This is a genomic window from Micromonospora echinofusca, assembly GCF_900091445.1.
Lineage (GTDB): Bacteria > Actinomycetota > Actinomycetes > Mycobacteriales > Micromonosporaceae > Micromonospora > Micromonospora echinofusca.
On sequence record NZ_LT607733.1, the window covers coordinates 2,694,172 to 2,710,013 of the forward strand.

The 15,842-nt window shown below is 72.4% G+C and carries 13 protein-coding genes and 1 pseudogene; 4 read left to right on the forward strand and 10 right to left on the reverse strand.

Annotation, left to right across the window (positions count from 1 at the left end; translation table 11 throughout):
* Nucleotide 1 precedes the first annotated feature (1 nt).
* A complete protein-coding gene (locus GA0070610_RS30885; RefSeq protein WP_089000094.1) occupies nucleotides 2-193 on the forward strand; it encodes a hypothetical protein in 192 nt (63 codons plus the stop codon).
* Here GA0070610_RS30885 and GA0070610_RS30470 read toward each other — a convergent pair.
* A complete protein-coding gene (locus GA0070610_RS30470) occupies nucleotides 123-347 on the reverse strand; it encodes an ATP-dependent DNA ligase (protein WP_157747293.1) in 225 nt (74 codons plus the stop codon). The two genes, GA0070610_RS30885 and GA0070610_RS30470, sit on opposite strands and share 71 nt — an antisense overlap.
* 1,016 nt (nucleotides 348-1,363) lie before the next feature.
* On the opposite strand from GA0070610_RS30470, the gene GA0070610_RS30475 reads away from it, so the two are divergent.
* Nucleotides 1,364-1,534: a hypothetical protein gene (locus tag GA0070610_RS30475; RefSeq protein WP_157747124.1), complete on the forward strand. Its 171-nt coding sequence runs from the start codon at nucleotides 1,364-1,366 to the stop codon at nucleotides 1,532-1,534.
* 256 nt (nucleotides 1,535-1,790) lie between these two features.
* Here the strand turns inward: GA0070610_RS30475 and GA0070610_RS11940 are convergent, their stop codons facing one another.
* The 3 genes and pseudogenes from GA0070610_RS11940 to GA0070610_RS11950 all read right to left on the reverse strand — a co-directional run bounded on the left by GA0070610_RS11940 (nucleotide 1,791) and on the right by GA0070610_RS11950 (nucleotide 6,188).
* Nucleotides 1,791-4,613, reverse strand: a complete 2,823-nt coding sequence (locus tag GA0070610_RS11940; RefSeq protein WP_231926084.1) for an ATP-binding protein — start codon at nucleotides 4,611-4,613, stop codon at nucleotides 1,791-1,793.
* Nucleotides 4,614-5,251: 638 nt separating this feature from the next.
* A pseudogene (locus GA0070610_RS32075) lies at nucleotides 5,252-5,647 on the reverse strand (T3SS (YopN, CesT) and YbjN peptide-binding chaperone 1); the annotation flags it as partial.
* Between the two features lie 181 nt (nucleotides 5,648-5,828).
* Nucleotides 5,829-6,188 carry a hypothetical protein gene (locus GA0070610_RS11950; RefSeq protein WP_157747125.1) on the reverse strand — a complete coding sequence of 120 codons (360 nt, stop codon included), beginning with the start codon at nucleotides 6,186-6,188 and terminating at the stop codon, nucleotides 5,829-5,831.
* A gap of 189 nt (nucleotides 6,189-6,377) precedes the next feature.
* Between GA0070610_RS11950 and htpG the strand changes: the two genes are divergently transcribed.
* Both htpG and GA0070610_RS11960 read left to right on the forward strand, forming a co-directional pair.
* Nucleotides 6,378-8,306 carry a molecular chaperone HtpG gene (htpG, locus tag GA0070610_RS11955; protein WP_089000096.1) on the forward strand — a complete coding sequence of 643 codons (1,929 nt, stop codon included), beginning with the start codon at nucleotides 6,378-6,380 and terminating at the stop codon, nucleotides 8,304-8,306.
* 178 nt (nucleotides 8,307-8,484) lie between these two features.
* A complete protein-coding gene (locus GA0070610_RS11960; RefSeq protein ID WP_089000097.1) occupies nucleotides 8,485-9,414 on the forward strand; it encodes a diacylglycerol/lipid kinase family protein in 930 nt (309 codons plus the stop codon).
* A gap of 44 nt (nucleotides 9,415-9,458) precedes the next feature.
* Here GA0070610_RS11960 and GA0070610_RS11965 read toward each other — a convergent pair whose 3' ends face one another.
* From GA0070610_RS11965 to GA0070610_RS11990, 6 genes are read right to left on the reverse strand one after another with little or no spacing between them, the layout of a single operon-like run.
* Nucleotides 9,459-10,154: an N-acetylmannosamine-6-phosphate 2-epimerase gene (locus GA0070610_RS11965; RefSeq protein WP_089000098.1), complete on the reverse strand. Its 696-nt coding sequence runs from the start codon at nucleotides 10,152-10,154 to the stop codon at nucleotides 9,459-9,461.
* Complete coding sequence (locus tag GA0070610_RS11970; RefSeq protein WP_089000099.1) at nucleotides 10,151-11,110, reverse strand: ROK family protein; 960 nt, start codon at nucleotides 11,108-11,110, stop codon at nucleotides 10,151-10,153. The genes GA0070610_RS11965 and GA0070610_RS11970 overlap by 4 nt, the downstream gene beginning before the upstream one ends.
* Nucleotides 11,107-11,949 carry a carbohydrate ABC transporter permease gene (locus tag GA0070610_RS11975; protein WP_089000100.1) on the reverse strand — a complete coding sequence of 281 codons (843 nt, stop codon included), beginning with the start codon at nucleotides 11,947-11,949 and terminating at the stop codon, nucleotides 11,107-11,109. Before GA0070610_RS11975 ends, GA0070610_RS11970 begins: the two co-directional genes overlap by 4 nt.
* A complete protein-coding gene (locus GA0070610_RS11980) occupies nucleotides 11,939-12,886 on the reverse strand; it encodes a carbohydrate ABC transporter permease (protein ID WP_089000101.1) in 948 nt (315 codons plus the stop codon). The genes GA0070610_RS11975 and GA0070610_RS11980 overlap by 11 nt, the downstream gene beginning before the upstream one ends.
* An 11-nt stretch (nucleotides 12,887-12,897) precedes the next feature.
* Nucleotides 12,898-14,181: an ABC transporter substrate-binding protein gene (locus GA0070610_RS11985; RefSeq protein ID WP_089000102.1), complete on the reverse strand. Its 1,284-nt coding sequence runs from the start codon at nucleotides 14,179-14,181 to the stop codon at nucleotides 12,898-12,900.
* A 23-nt stretch (nucleotides 14,182-14,204) separates the two neighbouring features.
* Nucleotides 14,205-15,800 carry an FAD-dependent oxidoreductase gene (locus GA0070610_RS11990; RefSeq protein ID WP_089000103.1) on the reverse strand — a complete coding sequence of 532 codons (1,596 nt, stop codon included), beginning with the start codon at nucleotides 15,798-15,800 and terminating at the stop codon, nucleotides 14,205-14,207.
* Between the last annotated feature and the right edge of the window lie 42 nt (nucleotides 15,801-15,842).

Here is a 15,842-nt window from a genome sequence, read left to right on the forward strand (position 1 = left end):
CATGCCTGACGATCAATCCGCCACCGGCACGCGACGCTGCTGGCACTATAACCGCGACCCGCAGATGAGCCGGCACCTGATCGTGACCGTGCGGGCCACGAGCCGGCCGCTGGACTGGCTGATCATCGGAGCCCGCGACATGACCGCCGATGAGGCGGCCGAGTACGACCGATGGGAGGCTGATCATGACTGACGAGAGGGAAATACGGGGTGAGGTTCCGGCCGGCGCGGGACTGCAGATACACGCCGTCGGCCTCCCGGTAGGCGATCGCCCTCCAGCCGTCACACTTCGGCTCGTACACCAGGTCCGGGCCCTCCGGCATGGCGTCGACCGATACTGCGAGCATCGGCGCGACCGGCCGCCGCAGCACCCCGGCGGGCGCTCCAGCCCGGCGCCGCGCCGGGCTCACCGTCCCCGCCGGTCTGAGCGGTCCTCACCTTCGCGTCGTGGGGGAGGGGTGACCCGGTAGGGACGAAGATCCGCAGAAGCCGATGCCCGAGGGCCGGCAGGTCGGGGGCTGGCCGGTGAAGGATCGCGCCCGTGGACGAGGACCATGTAGGCCGGGACGGCACCGTGGCTAGCACGGGCGGCGAGCACGGCGCCCAGGTGGACCGGTGGCAAGCCGACCCGGACCGCAGCGCCGGTCACGGCGCGAGGACCGGAAGCGGCGCGGCGTGCGCCACGAGGCGCTGTTTGACCGTGCGGAGGTGAAAGGACTCCGCCGGCGGCCTGTCGTAGCAGGCCGCTTGAAGTTGGGGGCAGCCTGGGCCCGGAGACGCGGGTGAGGGTGGGAGCAGCCCTGACAACGACGGGACGCGTCGGCACTGCCAGACGGCGCGGGTCCGGCAAACGAGTGGGAAAGGTGTACGTGAGGGACCAGTGTTGTAAAGCCCTTCAAGGCTTCCACCAGCTCGAATCTGGCGGATCTGGGCTGGGTTGCGGTGCGCACCCGTCGGTTGACCGGTGGGGAACTCCTGGACCGGGTGTCGCGGTCGGTCGGGAGGCTCTGGTGAAGGACTACGGCGTAGCCAGGGCGATGCCGCAGGGGCATAGCTGGACACCTAATCCGACGAACGGTCAGCAGTGAACGTGGGAACCATCTCGCACCACTCCACGACTCCGATCGTGCAGGTCGGCACGGGGATAGGCGCGTCGTCTGCCGAAGGGGCGGGATGGGGCGGGGCCTGCGTAGTACTCCGGGCACGGGAAAGCCGTGCACATGGGGAAGGCGGGCAGCAAGTTCGAGCAGCATGGATCAACAGGTCAGGAGTCCGTCCGTGAATACGGGCGAACTACTCCTTGAGCCCGACGTGGCCGAGGATCGGGTACTGAGGATGCAGACCAAGCTGCACCGCTGGGCCGGTGAGCGTCACCTACTTCACCGCCGACACCCTCGACGCCGCCTGCCGCCAGGCGCAGCGGCTGCTCGACGCCGTTGACGGCCCGGCCGACCGTTACGGCGAGCTGTATGCCCACGACGGAGACGGCACCGCGGTCTACGGCGACACCATTCACCGGCCGAGTGACCATTGAAAGCGCGCGAATGGGCGGCCCCATTGACCGGGCCGCCCATTCGGCTGCATGTATCCGGTGGCTCTACGGTCCACGGGGACCTGATCACCCCTGGCTGAGTGCCGTGGACGGCAAGCGGGGCGGGTCGAGGCTCGGGGGCAGTGAGGAAGGGGCACCGGGTGCCCGGCCCCGCGTGCACGCCAAGGCCGGCAGACCCCTGATGAGCGCTGAGAGCAGCGTGAACTGGTGCCGATCATGCGCTCCCACAGCATCCCTGTCAGGGGGGTGGGGGGAGGCGGCGTTCGATGGTGACGATGGTGCCCTCGGCGGTCGACATCAGCCGCACGTCGCCGTACGCGTTCATCAGCGTGGCGCCCCGACCCCGGTCCATCGCGGGGCGGCGGTCGCGCCACGTGCCGAAGTCGCGCACCGTGATCCGTACGGAGCCGTCGGCCACCCGTAGCCGTACCCGCACCTCGGGGCGGGTCGGGCGTTGGGCGTGCTCGACGGCGTTGTTGACCGCCTCGGAGGCGGCCAGCAGCAAGTCGGCCACGGTGTCCGGATCGACGTCCAGCCCCTCCAGCGAGGCCCGTACGTCCCGCCGCATCGCGGCTGCCGACGTGGGCTGCGACGGGTACGTCCAGCCCTCGTCCACCGCGGCCGGTTGCCCGGGAGCCGGGCGCCGGGCCTCGTCGTGCGCGTACCCGACGTTTCCGCCGTCGGGCGCGGGGTGCGGGACCTCCGTCGCGACGGCGTCCCCGGTCGGCGGGCCGGCGGGGACGTCCTGCCGGCCCGGGGCGCCGCCGTGCGCGTCCGTGGTGCCGCCGCGCGCGTCGGGGGTCGAGTCGTCGCGACGGTCTCCCCGGCTACGGGCGCCGTGCAGGGTGGCCCGGATCCGAGCGATCAGATCGGCCGCGGCGAAGGGCTTGACGACGTAGTCGTCGGCGCCCAGGTCGAGCCCCTCCACGCTGGCGTCCCCGCCGGCGCGGGCGGAGAGCACCACCACCGGCAGCGTCCGGGTGTCGGCCTGCCGGCGCAGCCGGCGGACCAGCTCGAAGCCGTCGACCTCGGGCATCATCACGTCGGTGAGCACCAGGTCGGGCCGTTCCCGGCGGATCGCCTCCAGCGCCTGCCGCCCGTCGCCGACCGTCTGCACCTGCCAGCCCTGCTCGCCCAGCAACCGGGCCAGGTACGCGCGCATGTCGGCGTTGTCGTCGGCGACCAGGATCCGCGCGTGCCGCGACGCGTCCTCGCCACCGTACGCCCGCACCGGTGGCCCGGCCGGCGCGGACGCCCCCGCCCGCGCCGGATCGGCCAGCCAGCCGATCGCCTCCTGGGCGGCGGCCCGGGCCGCGCCCCCGATCCCGTCGACCTCGGCGACCGGCCCGGCGGTACGCCCCGTGGCGGACCAGGGCAGCGCCACGGTGAACGTCGTGCCCGTCCCGATGCGGCTCTCCACCCGCACGTCGCCGCCCTCCAGGCGGGCCAACTCCCGCACCAGGGCGAGCCCGATGCCGGTGCCCTCGTGACTGCGCGACCGGGCGCCCTGCACGCGGTGGAAGCGCTCGAAGAGCCGGGGCAGGTCCTCCTCGGCGATGCCGATGCCCGTGTCGGCGACGGTCAGCCGGATCTCCTCGTCGTCGGCGGTGAGGGCGACGCGGATCCGGCCGACGAAGGTGTACTTCAGGGCGTTGGACAGCAGGTTGGTGACGATGCGTTCCCAGTTGACCGGGTCGACGCAGACCGGGCGCGGCAGCGGCGGACAGTCGACCTCCAGGCGCAGCCCGGCGCGTTCGACGGCCGCCCGGAAGACGCTCGACAGCTCGGCGGTCAGCCCGGCCAGGTCGACCTCGCGGGCCTGGCTGTGTGCCTGCCCGGCCTCCAGGCTGGAGAAGGTGAGCAGACTGTTGACCAGGGTGAGCAGCCGGGTGGCGTTGCGCCAGGCGGTGTCGACGCGCTCCCGCTGCGCCGCCGGCAGGGGATGCTCGTTGTCGTTGAGGGCGTCGGCCAGCGGGCCGAGCATCAGCGTCAGTGGGGTCCGGAACTCGTGGCTGACGTTGGTGAAGAAGCCGGTCTTGACCCGGTCCAGCTCGGCGAGCGTCTCGGCCCGCCGGCGCTCCTCCTCGTACGCCTGGGCGTTGCGCACGGCGACGGCCACCTGCTGGGCGAGCAGCGCGTGGAACGACCGGTACGCCTCGTCCAGCCCACGGCTGGGGCTGACCCCGACCAGCAGCACCCCGAGCGGCTGGCCCGCCTCGGCGGAGGGCAGCGGCAGGGCGAGGGCGGTACCGACCGGGTCGCCCCACGGTCCGGCGGGCAGGGTGAGCCACCGCTCGACGCCGGCCACCTCGGTCGTCGTGCCGCCGGCGGCGGCCGCCAGCCCCCACCCGTGCTCCTGGCCCGTGGACAGCGTGGCGGGCAGGGCGGCGGCCACCGGCTCCCCGCCGACGCAGGCGGCGCGGCGCAGCAGCGCGCCGTCGCGCAGGTAGATCGCGGCGAACGGGACGTCCAGCGGGTGCCCGCCGATGGCCTCGGCGAGGCGGACGCAGGTGCTCTCGACGTCGACGGTACGCCCGTCGCCGCCGACCGACAGGTCGCGCAGCAGGCGCAGCCGGCGCTCCCCGACGACCTGCTCGGTGACCTCGCTGCACACGGTGAGCACCCCCACCGTGCGTCCCTCGTCGTCGCGGGCGGGGGCGTGCGAGACGCTGAAGTACGCCTCCTCGCGGTAGCCGGCCCGGTCGAGCAGCAGTTGCAGGGCCGGTACCCAGCTGGCGACCCCGGTCGCCATCGCCTCGACGATCAGGGGGGCCAGCACGTCCCAGCCCTCGGCCAGGGTGATCCGGACGTCCCCGCCGAGCGCGTCGGGGTGCTTGTCGCCGATCAGCGCCGAGTACGCGTCGTTGTAGAGCTGGGTGAAGCGCTCGCCCCACAGCAGGAGCATCGGATAGCGGGAGGAGAGGACCATCCGGACCGCCGCGCGCAGGCTCTGCGGCCAGCCGTCGACCGGGCCGAGCGGAGTCTCCGCCCAGTCCAGGCGCGCCATCAGCCGCCCGGTCTCACCGCCGTCGGTGAACAGGTCCCCCGTGGGTCGCGTCACCCTCGGTCGCACCTCATCGCAGCCCTCACTTCCGGGCCCCGACGACCCTTGCTGGCGTTACCCGCACATCCTGGCACCCGGTCCGAGCTGCATGCCCGCCGGCACCCCAGCGCGTCTCTGTACCCGGGCGTCCGCGTTTCCACACCTGCCGGTAGCGGATTCGGGCGAACCGTCGGAGCGGACGACGCCGGTCAGTCGCGGTCGGCCGCCCGACGACGCAACAGCTCGACCGCCTCGTCGACCCGGCCGCGTTCGGTGAGCAGCGTCAGCAGCAGCGGAAGGTGCCGCCACCCGCCGCCGTCGACGGCCTGCCGCAGCAGGGCGACCGCCTCCTCGTGCCGGCCCCCGGCGGCCAGTAGGGCGGCCAGCTCGTCGCGGGCGCGCGGATCGCCCTGCTCGGCGGCGATCCGCCAGTACCGTTCCGCCTCGTCGGTGCGGCCCTGCTCGGCGCGCAGCGCGGCGAGCCGGGCGGCGGCGTGCCAGTCGCCGTGCTCGGCGCGTACGCGCAGCTCCTCCGTGCGTCCCCGGTCGGCCAGCAGGTCGACCAGGACGCTGCCCGCCCCGTCCGCGCCGGCCCGGTCGAGGTCGCGCAGGTAGCCGGTCGGGTCGGGTACCGCCACCAGGCCGGCGGACTCGGGGCCGAAGAAGCGGCTGCCGCCGAACTCGCGCCGGAGCTGGTCGTCGAGGTCGTCCGCGAGCGCGATCATGGCGCGCAGGGCCAGCAGCAGGTGGGTGGGCGCGAAGTCCTGCCCGAAGACGGGGATGGACGCCCAGACGGTGTCCCCGGTGCAGTAGACCCGACCGATCACGAGCCCGTTGGTGAGGTCGGAGAGGCGGCGGTACAGCGACTCGGTCGGGTCCACGCCGGTGAGCAGCGGGGAGAACACGTCGACCAGCGGCGGGTCGTCCTGCGCCCGTACGAAGATCATGGCGGAGCCGGCGCGGATGCCGACGTCGCCGTCGGCGTCGACCCGTAACTGGTCGGTGGTGACGCCCAGGAGGCCGGCGAGCACCGCCCTGACCCGGTGGGTCAACTTCCCGTCGCCGTCGTCACCGGTCCCGGGGCCGGGGAGCGGGTCGACGGTGCGGGCGGCGGGGGTCACGGGACGCGCGGCCAGCGCGGCGGCGAGCCGCGTCCGGGCCGGTACGGGAACCGCCGTGGCGGTGGTGGCCGGGCGGGCGGCCAGCGCGGAGACGAAACGGGCCAGCAGGCTCTCACGCGGCGTCATCGTGCTCGCCGCCCGTGTCGCCTCGACCCGTGTCGGCCGGTCGGTCCGCCACCCGGACCTGGTCGAACATCTTGGCGATCACCAGCGGCGCCGCGACGCCGAAGGTGAAGCTGGCGAAGGCGGTGGTGGCCAGCCCACCCGCACCGGCCGCCGCGGCGAGGCCGGTGCCGGCCATGGTCCTGAGCAGCACCGCGAACACGACGATCGGGGCGTCCCGCCGGTCCCGCCACGGCCACTGCCACCGGCCCCCGGACTCGCTGGTCGGGCGCATCATCCCGGAGAGGTTCAGCGCCTCGGCCACCGCGCTGCCGACCAGTCCCCACATCGCGGCCACCCATAGAGACACATCCCTACCGTACTGACCGCCCGCCGCGGCGGTCACACCAGCCCTCGGCTCGTCCCGGCGGCCCCGTCGACGCCGTCCCCGACGGTAGGACGCCGGGGCAACGCGCCGCCCCGACGTCGCGCGGTCCCGTCGTCCCGCCGTCGGCGACGGCTCGTATCCTTTCCGCGAACCTTCGGTGGGCTTTCGAGGATGAAAGGACACGGTGTGAGCAACCGGGCCGAGACGTTGGAGTTCCAGGCCGAGGCGCGTCAGCTGCTCCAGCTGATGGTCCACTCGATCTATTCGAACAAGGACGTCTTCCTGCGTGAACTGATCTCGAACGCCTCGGACGCGCTGGACAAGCTGCGCCTGGCGTCGATGGTCGACAAGGACCTGGAGGTCGACACCTCCGACCTGCACATCGAGATCGAGGTCGACAAGGCGGCGCGTACGCTGACCGTCCGGGACAACGGCATCGGCATGTCCCGCGACGAGGTCGTCCAGGTGATCGGCACGATCGCCAAGTCGGGTACGGCCGAGCTGCTGCGCAAGCTGCGCGAGTCCTCCGACGCCGGCGCGCGGCAGGAGCTGATCGGCCAGTTCGGCGTGGGCTTCTACGCGGCGTTCATGGTCGCCGACCGGGTGGAGCTGGTGACCCGCCGGGCGGGGGAGAGCGGCGGCACCCGCTGGGAGTCGGCCGGCGAGGGCACGTACTCCGTCGAGCCGGTCGAGCAGGCGCCGCAGGGCACCTCGGTGACCCTGCACCTCAAGCCGGCCGACGACGAGGACAACCTGCACGACTACACCGCCGAATGGACGATCCGCGAGATCGTCAAGCGCTACTCGGACTTCATTGCCTGGCCGATCCGGATGACCGTCGAGCGTCCCGGCGAGGGCGACGAGACCAGCACCGAGACCCAGACGCTCAACTCGATGAAGGCGCTCTGGGCCCGCTCCCGCGACGAGGTCGACGAAGCCGAGTACAAGGAGTTCTACAAGCACGTCAGCCACGACTGGGCGGACCCGCTGGACATCGTGCACATGCGGGGCGAGGGCACCTTCGAGTACGAGGCCCTGCTGTTCATCCCGTCGCACGCGCCGCTGGACCTGTTCGCCCCGCAGGGCCGCCGTGGCGTGCAACTCTACGTCAAGCGCGTCTTCATCATGGACGACTGCGAAGCGCTCATGCCCAACTACCTGCGCTTCGTCAAGGGCGTCGTGGACGCGCACGACCTGTCGCTGAACATCTCCCGGGAGATCCTCCAGCAGGACCGGCAGATCCAGGTCGTCCGTCGCCGCCTGGTCAAGAAGATCCTGGCCACGGTCAAGGACATGAAGGCCAACCACGCCGAGCGCTACCGCACCTTCTGGACCGAGTTCGGGGCTGCGGTCAAGGAGGGCCTGATCGACGACACGGAGAACCGGGACACCCTCCTGGAGATCCTGTCGGTGGCCTCCACCCACGACCCGGCCGAGCCCACCGACCTCGCCGGCTACGTCGGTCGGATGAAGGACGGGCAGAGCGACATCTACTACGCCACCGGCGACTCGCGCACGATGATCGAGAACTCGCCGCACATGGAGGCGTTCCGCGCCAAGGGCTACGAGGTGCTGCTGCTCACCGACCCCGTGGACGAGGTGTGGATCGAGCGCGTCGGCCAGTACGACGGCAGGACGCTGCGCTCCATCGCCAAGGGGCAGGTGGACCTCGACACCGAGGAGGAGAAGAAGGAGGCCGAGGCCGAGCGCGAGCAGCAGCGCAAGGACTTCGCCGACCTGCTCACCTGGATGGGCACGACCCTCGCCGACTCCGTCAAGGAGGTCCGCCTCTCCTCCCGGCTGACCACCTCGCCCGCCTGCGTCGTCGGCGACGCCCACGACATCACCCCGACCCTGGAGAAGATGTACCGGGCGATGGGGCACGAGGTGCCGGCGGTCAAGCGGATCCTGGAGCTCAACCCCGGGCACCCGCTGGTCACCGGCCTGCGCAAGGCGCACGAGCAGGGCGGCACCGAGGAGTCGCTGAAGGAGACCGCCGAGCTGCTGTACGGTCTGGCGCTGCTCGCCGAGGGCGGGGAGCTGGCCGACCCGTCCCGGTTCACCCGTATCCTCGCCGACCGTCTCGCCCGTACCCTCTAGGCGGGTTCCCGGCGCGGGCTGCCGCGTGGCGGTGACCGTCGGACGCCGAGGTCTCCGGTGTCCGGGTCCTCCGACCAGGAAGGATCCGGATGCCGGAGACCTCGCGGCCGACGAGGCGGCACCGCACCGACCGGCGTGCGGGCGTGGAAACCTCGCCGGCCGGGTATTCCCGGCGGTCATGAGCACGAGCAGCACGGCGGGCGACGGCCCGGCGAGCGCGGCCCGGGTGGGCACGGTCGCGGTCGTCGCCCACCGGAAGAAGACCCTGGGCGGCGGCCTCGACGAGCTGCGCGCCGAGCTGGCCGGCGCGGGGGTCGAGCGCCTGATCTGGTACGAGGTGCCGAAGAGCCGCAAGGCGCCGAAGAAGGTCCGCAAGGCACTCAAGAAGGGTGCCGAGCTGGTCTTCGTGTGGGGCGGCGACGGCATGGTGCAGCGCTGCGCCGACGCCCTCGCCGGCTCCGGCGCCGCCATGGCCATCGTGCCCGCCGGCACCGCCAACCTCTTCGCCGCCAACCTGGGCGTCCCGGAGGACCTGCCCGAGGCGGTCCGGATCGGTCTGCACGGCCGCCGCCGCGCCCTCGACCTGGGCAGGATCAACGGCGAGCACTTCGCCGTGATGGCCGGCGCGGGCTTCGACGGCGACCTCATCCGGGAGGCCGACCGCAAGCTCAAGGGCCGGCTCGGTCGCCTCGCCTACATGTGGACGGGGCTGCGGCACGTCCGTGGTGAACTGGTGCGCACCCGGATCACGGTCGACGGCACCCGGTGGTTCGACGGCGACGCGAGCTGCGTGCTGTTCGGCAACGTCGGCACGATCACCGGCGGCATCCCGGCGTTCGACGACGCCCGCCCCGACGACGGCTGCCTGGAGATCGGCGTGTCCACCGCCGACGGCGCGGTGGACTGGGCGCGCACCCTGGGCCGGATGGCCGCCGGCCGCTCGGAGGAGTCGCCGTTCGTACGGATCACCCGGGGCCGCAGGATCAAGGTCCGGCTCGCCGCCCCGCGCACGTACGAGCTGGACGGCGGCGCGCGCGGGGAGACCACCAGGCTCAAGGTGCGGGTGGTGCCCGGGGCGCTGACCGTCTGCTGCCCCCCGACGCACTGACCGGCCGCCCGCCGCGGGCGACACGCGGAGCCGGACGTTCCGCGTCAGGTGAGGCGGGCGCCGGCCGGAGTGGCGGGCACCAGGTGGCGGGTGATCCACAGCGGCGAGGTGACGGCGTTGCCCATCACCACCGCGTGGGCACCGGCGGCGAACGCCGCTCCGATCTGCTCGACGCTGCGGTAGCGACCCTCGGCGATCACCGGCACCGTCAGCACACCGGCGAGGCGGGCCAGCAGCGTCAGGTCCGGTCCGTCGGTCGGTGAGCTGGCCGGGGTGTAGCCGGCGAGGGTCGTCGCGACGGCGTCCGCGCCGGCCCGCACGGCGGCCACGCCCTCCTCGACGGTGGAGACGTCGGCGAGCACCAGCGCGTCGGTCCGTTCCCGGAGCGCCCGTACCGTGTCGGCGAAGCTGCGACCGTCCGGGCGGGGACGGTCGGTGGCGTCCACGGCGACGATGTGGGCGCCGGCTGCGGCGACGTCGAGCGCGTGCGCCGCCGTCGGGGTGATGAACACCCCGTCGACGCCTTGCTTGTGCAGCCCGATGACCGGCACGTCGACGGCGGCGCGGATCGCCCGGACGTCGGCGGTGCCGTTGGCCCGCACGGCCACCGCGCCGCCGCGCACCACCGCCGCGGCCACCCGGGCCTGCACGTACGGGTCGCGCATCGGGTCGTCGGGGTCGTCGAGCAGCGGCTGGCAGGAGACCACGAGGCCGCCGGCCAGCTGGTCGAACACGTTCACGCTCTCGTCCTCTCATCGGTGGGCACGGCCGGGATGCCGTCCGCCTGCCCGTCGTGGCCGGGTTGGCCGGCCAGCCGGGCGGCGCCCACGACGACCGCGTCGGCGCCGAGCGCCGCGGGGAGCAGGGGCACGTCCGCCCAGGCCGCGGGCAGTTCGGCGGTGAAGGCGGCGCGGGCCGCGGGCAGCAGGGCGTCGGCCGCCCCGCCGGCGAGCACCACGGCCTGCGGGTCGAGCAGGGCGACCAGCCCCGCGAGCGCCCGGCCGAGCGCCGTCGCGGCGCGCTCCACCACCTCGTGGGCGACGGGCTCGCCGGTCGCCGCCCGCTCGGCCACGTCCCGTCCGCTGATCCGCACGCCGGTCTGCAGGGCGTACGCGGCGGCGAGTCCCGTGCCCGAGGCGATGCCCTCCAGGTGCCCGTACCGGCCGCAGCCGCAGCGCAGCCGCTCGGCGCCGGGAGCCGGCAGGTGCCCCACCTCGCCGGCGCCACCCCGGGCGCCGGTGGAGATCCGGCCGCCCCGCAGCAGCGCGCCGCCCAGGCCGGTACCGACCGCGACCAGCAGCAGCTCCCGCCGGCCCCGGGCGGCACCCACCCAGCTCTCGCCGAGCCCGGCGGCGTTCACGTCGTTGGTGACCCGGACCGGTCGGGCCAGCCGCGCGGCCAGCTCGTCGGCGACCGGCGTACCGGACCAGCCGGGCAGGCTGTCGGTGGCGTACCGGATGGTGCCGGTGCCCGGGTCGACCGTGCCGGCGGTGCCCACGCCGACCGGGCCGGCGTCGCCCGGATCGAGCAGTTCCCGGGCGAGTCGTGCGGCGGTGTCCAGCACGGCCGCCGGCCCCGACCCGGCCGGGGTGGGTGCCAGGCGACGCCCCAGCACCTCGCCGTCGGCACCGACCAGCGCCGCCGCCGTCTTCGTGCCGCCGATGTCGACGCCCACCCGGGCGGTCGGCACCGTCATCCCTTGAGCCCGGTGTGCGCCAGGCCCTCGACGAACTGCTTCTGCGCGATGACGAAGACCACCAGGACCGGCAGCGCGGTCATCGACGCCGCGGCGAGCTGGACGTTCCACATCGGGCCGCCGTAGGCGTCGACGAACTGGGTGAGCGCCTGCGGCAGGGTGAACTTCTCCGGCGAGGAGAGGAACACGATCGGTTCCAGGTAGAGGTTCCAGCTGTGCAGGAAGGTGAAGATGGCGACCGCGCCCAGCGCGGGCCGCGACAGCGGCAGGGCGATCTTCCAGAAGGTGGCGAACCGGCCCAGCCCGTCCACCCGGGCTGCCTCCTCCAGCTCGCCGGGGAGGCTGATGAAGAACTGCCGCATGATGAAGGTCGCCAGCACGCTCGGCGCCCCGAGGATCGGCACCAGGATCAGCGGCCAGTGGGTGTCGACGAGGCCCAGCTTGAAGAACATCTGGAACAGCGGCACGATTGTCACCTCGCTCGGGATGAGCAGGCCGGCGAGGATCACCAGGAAGAGCACGTTCTGGCCGGGGAAGCGGATCCGCGCGAAGGCGTACCCGGCCAACGCCGCCACCGCCAGGGTGCCGACGGTGACCACCAGCGCGATGTAGAGGCTGTTCAGGTACTGCTGGCCGAACGGCTGCAACTCGAACACCCGCCGGTACGCGTCCAGCTCCGCGTCGACCGGCAGCAGCTTCGGCGGGAAGGCGAAGATGTCCGACACCGGCTTCAGCGACGAGGTGACCATCCACCAGGTCGGGAAGACGAACGGGACCGCCAGGACCATCAACACCCCGTAGAGCAGCAGCTTGGTCCGGCGCGACAGCTCACGACTCATGGTGGACCCACCTCTTCCGCATCTGCCACTGGAGCACGGTGAGCGCGAGCACGATGACGAACAGGACGATCGACAGGGTGGCGCCGTAACCGAAGTGATGGAACTGGAACGCCTGCTGGTAGAGGTAGTAGACGAGCACCGTGGTCGAGGTGCCCGGGCCGCCCTGGGTGAGCACGGCGATCTGCGCGAAGACCTGCAACGAGCCGACCACCGTGATGATCGACGTGAGCAGGATGGTCGGGCTGATCATCGGTACGGTGATCCGCCAGAACTGGCGCAGCCGGCTCGCCCCGTCCACCTCGGCGGCCTCGTACAGCTCGGCCGGCACCCCCTGGAGCGCGGCCAGGAAGAGCACCATGTTGAGGCCGACGTTCTTGAACACCTGCACCACCACGACCGAGAACATGGCGGTGCCCTCACCACGCAGCCAGTTCGGCCCGTCCACGCCGATCGTGTCGAGCAGGCCGTTCACGCCGCCGTTGTCCTGCAACAGGAACCCCCACACGATGGTCCAGGCGACCAGCGAGACGACCACGGGGGAGAAGAACAGGGTGCGGAACAGGATCGTCCCGCGCAGCTTCTGGTTGAGCAGTACGGCCAGCAGCAGGGCCAGGCCGAGGTTGAACACCACCAGCCCGACCGAGAACAGGCCGGTGGCCCGCAGCACCGAGCCCAGGTTGGTGTCCTCGGCGAGGGCCGCGTAGTTCTCGGTGCCGACGAAGTCGAACGTGCCGGCCAGCACGTTCCACTCGTGCAGGCTGTACCAGACCACCAGGATCAGCGGCAGGATCACGAAGACGGCGCTGCCGAGCAGCTGGGGAGCGATGAACAGGTAACCGGTGAGCTGGTCGCGGCGGCGACTGGTCCAGTACGGCCGCGACCGGTCCCGGGTGGGCGGGGCCTCGACCCCGCCCACCGTCGTGTCCGTCTGGGACATGGTCAGGCGCCCTACTTCGCCAGCAGCGGCTGGATCTTGGTGCAGACGCCGTCGAGGACGGCCTTGACGTCCGCGTCCGCCTTCCAGAGCGGGTCGAGCCCGGCGCGCACCTGCTGGCTGAGCTCGGCCTGCCCGGCGTGGCTGGGCTTGACCACGCCGTTGGTGATGCCGTCGATGACGACCTTCTGCAACTGCTCGGGCTTCAGCGTCGGGTTCGACTTGGCCAGCGTCTCCGCGGTGAGCTGCGACTGGCGCGGCGGCGGGAAGAACTGGGCCAGCTTGGCCGAGTTGGTGGGGTTCGTCAGGAAGGCGAGGAAGTCCGCCGCCGCGTCCGCGTTCTTGCTCTTCTTCATCACGCCGACGCCGGCCTGGCCGACCACGGAGTAGTTGCCCTTCGGCCCGGCCGGCAGCGGCACCAGGTCCCAGCCGAACCCGTCCGGCTTCAGCAGCGAGGCGCGGGAGATCTGGGTGACCGTCATGGCGGCGTCACCGGCGAAGAAGTCGGCGGTCGTACCCGGGCCGGGCAGCGCCTTGCCGGTGAAGATCGCCTTGTGCAGGGTGGTCATCGCCTCGACCATCTCCGGGGCGGCGAAGCCGCAGGACTTGCCGTCCTCGCTCCACGCCTGGGCGCCCCAACCCGTCCAGACGGTCGACAGGTTGTCCCAGCCCTTGTAGTCGAAGTCGCGGATCACCAGGCCGGCCTTGCCGGTCGCGCCCGCGGTGGCGCCGGCGACGGTCAGCGCGGTGTCCCAGTTCCACTGCCCGGCCGCGATCAGCTCGGCCGGGGTCTTCTGCCCGGCCTTCTTGAGCAGGTCGGTGTTGACGAAGACCCCGAACGGCGAGGTGGAGAACGGGTACGCGTACAGCTTGCCCCCGTCCTGCCAGAGCTTGAGCGTGGCGGGGGAGATGTCGTCGTACTGGTAGCCCTCGGTCTTCTTGAGCTTGTCGTCCAGCGGCAGCAGCGCGCCGGAGGCGACGAAGTCGGGCGCCGAGTTCTCGAAGACCCAGGCCAGGTCGGGCGCGTTGCCGCCGGCGATCTGGGTGGTCAGCGTCGTGGTGTAGTTCTCGAACGGCAGCGGGTCGAACGTGATCGACGCGACGTCCGGGTGGCTCTTGCGGTACTCGTCGGCGATCTCGTTGAACAGCTTGAGGTGCGCCTCGTTGGCCGACCAGACGGTCATCCGCAGACTGGCCGGACCCTTGTCCCCGGCCTCGTCACCGCCGCCGCAGGCGGTCAGGGCGAGGACGCCGGCCAGTGTCGCCGCGACACCGCGTACAGCCTTTCCCAATCTCATGATCTTCTCCTCAACGGGGGTGTTCAGTAGCCCGCGACCTGGGGCCAGCGCAGTTCCACGCCGGCCGCCGTGAGGCGGTCCTGGAAGTCGGCCAGCAGGCGGGGGGTGCCGCGGACCGCGCGCGGGGACTCGCCCCGCGCCAGACAGAAGTCGGCGAGCAGGCCGGCGACCTCGCCGACGTTCCACTCGACCGGGTGCAGCCGGTAGCTGCCGTTGGTGATGTGGGTGGTGCCGATGTTCTTGCCGGCCGGGAGCAGGTTCTCGACCCGCTGCGGGATCAGCGCCCCCAGCGGGATCTCGAACGGGCAGGAGCCGACGTCGATGTAGTTGTCGCCGCCGGTGGAGGGATGCAGGTCGATGCGGTACATCCCGACGCCGATCGAGTCCGGGTAGGCGACCGCGCCGTGCTCGCCGCGTACGGCCAGCGACAGGTCCTGCTCGACCACCGTGTACTCGGCGCGGATGCGGCGCGACTCACGGATGTAGGGCGCCTGCGCCAGGCCGTCACGGCTGCCGGTCACGTCGCCACGCAGGCGCAGCCCGGGGAAGCCGGTCCCGCCGTCCGGCCGGGGCGCCTCGGTCTGCATCCAGTAGAGCACCGAGTACGACAGCTCGCGGGCCTTGCTCAGGTGCCACGACGCGTTCGGCACGTCGATGACGGGGCCCTCGAAGTAGTCGATCATCGGCCAGTTCACCAGCGTGATGTCGCTGTCGTACGCGCCGTCGGTGAAGTTGCGCCGGGCGGCGATGCGCCGGAACGTCCAGAGGTTGCCGTCGCCGGGGTTGAGCCGCTGGTCGGCGTTGACGGCCAGCGGGTCGTCGTCCGGGTTGGGGGTGAAGCTGCGCTCGACGATCTCCAGGGTGCGCGGGTGCGGCGAGCGCCAGGACAGCAGCCGGTCGCCCCAGAAGTCGGGCTTGTAGTCGCGCCAGAAGTCGTAGTTCGCCGGCCGCTCGATGGTGTGGTCGCCGTCGACGTGGTCGAGGGCGAAGCAGACGGAGACGGCCTGCATGTTCATCGGCTGCGCGTCGGCCGGGGCGCTGGGCTCGCCGGTGTCGGCCTGCGACTCGAAGCCGGTGACGTACTCGGTGCCGGTCAGCGGCAGCAGCTCGCCGGTCTCCGTCGCGTCCAGCACGTACGGGGCGACGAGGTCGATCCGCTCGTCCCGGTCGCGGTGCGCCACGGTCACCCCGACCACCCGGTCCCCGTCGGTTTGCGCGGCCACCGGCCGGTACGGCTGGAGCACCCTCAGCCGGCCGGAGCCGAGGAACGGCGCCAGCATCTGCTCGATGACGGCGACGGCCACCCGGGGCTCGTGGCAGACCCGGCTCACCCAGCCGGCTCCCGGGTTCAGGTCGCTCCAGGCCCGGGACCGTTCGGTGAGCGGGTAGTGCCGGCGGTAGTAGTCGCGGATCCCGGTGCGCAGCGCCCGGTAGCTCGCGGTGGCGCCGAACTGCTCGATCCAGGAGTGCTCGTCCGGCGGGACGGCCTGGCTGGTGAGTTGCCCGCCGAGCCAGTCGAACTCCTCGGTCAGGATGACCGACCGGCCGGCCCGGGCCGCGGCGAGCGCCGCCGCCACCCCGCCCAGCCCGCCCCCGACGACGAGGACGTCCGCACGCATCTGTACCACTTGCTTCCTTCCGGTTGCACGGTCACCGCCGAG

Excerpts from the sequence above, each read along its gene's own strand:
- htpG (WP_089000096.1), top strand. The coding sequence starts at position 6,378 with ATGAAAGGACACGGTGTGAGCAACCGGGCCGAGACGTTGGAGTTCCAG.
- GA0070610_RS11980 (WP_089000101.1), bottom strand. The coding sequence starts at position 12,886 with ATGTCCCAGACGGACACGACGGTGGGCGGGGTCGAGGCCCCGCCCACC.
- GA0070610_RS11970 (WP_089000099.1), bottom strand. The coding sequence starts at position 11,110 with ATGACGGTGCCGACCGCCCGGGTGGGCGTCGACATCGGCGGCACGAAG.
- GA0070610_RS11990 (WP_089000103.1), bottom strand. The coding sequence starts at position 15,800 with ATGCGTGCGGACGTCCTCGTCGTCGGGGGCGGGCTGGGCGGGGTGGCG.
- GA0070610_RS30885 (WP_089000094.1), top strand. The coding sequence starts at position 2 with ATGCCTGACGATCAATCCGCCACCGGCACGCGACGCTGCTGGCACTAT.
- GA0070610_RS11960 (WP_089000097.1), top strand. The coding sequence starts at position 8,485 with ATGAGCACGAGCAGCACGGCGGGCGACGGCCCGGCGAGCGCGGCCCGG.
- GA0070610_RS11985 (WP_089000102.1), bottom strand. The coding sequence starts at position 14,181 with ATGAGATTGGGAAAGGCTGTACGCGGTGTCGCGGCGACACTGGCCGGC.
- GA0070610_RS11975 (WP_089000100.1), bottom strand. The coding sequence starts at position 11,949 with ATGAGTCGTGAGCTGTCGCGCCGGACCAAGCTGCTGCTCTACGGGGTG.
- GA0070610_RS30470 (WP_157747293.1), bottom strand. The coding sequence starts at position 347 with ATGCTCGCAGTATCGGTCGACGCCATGCCGGAGGGCCCGGACCTGGTG.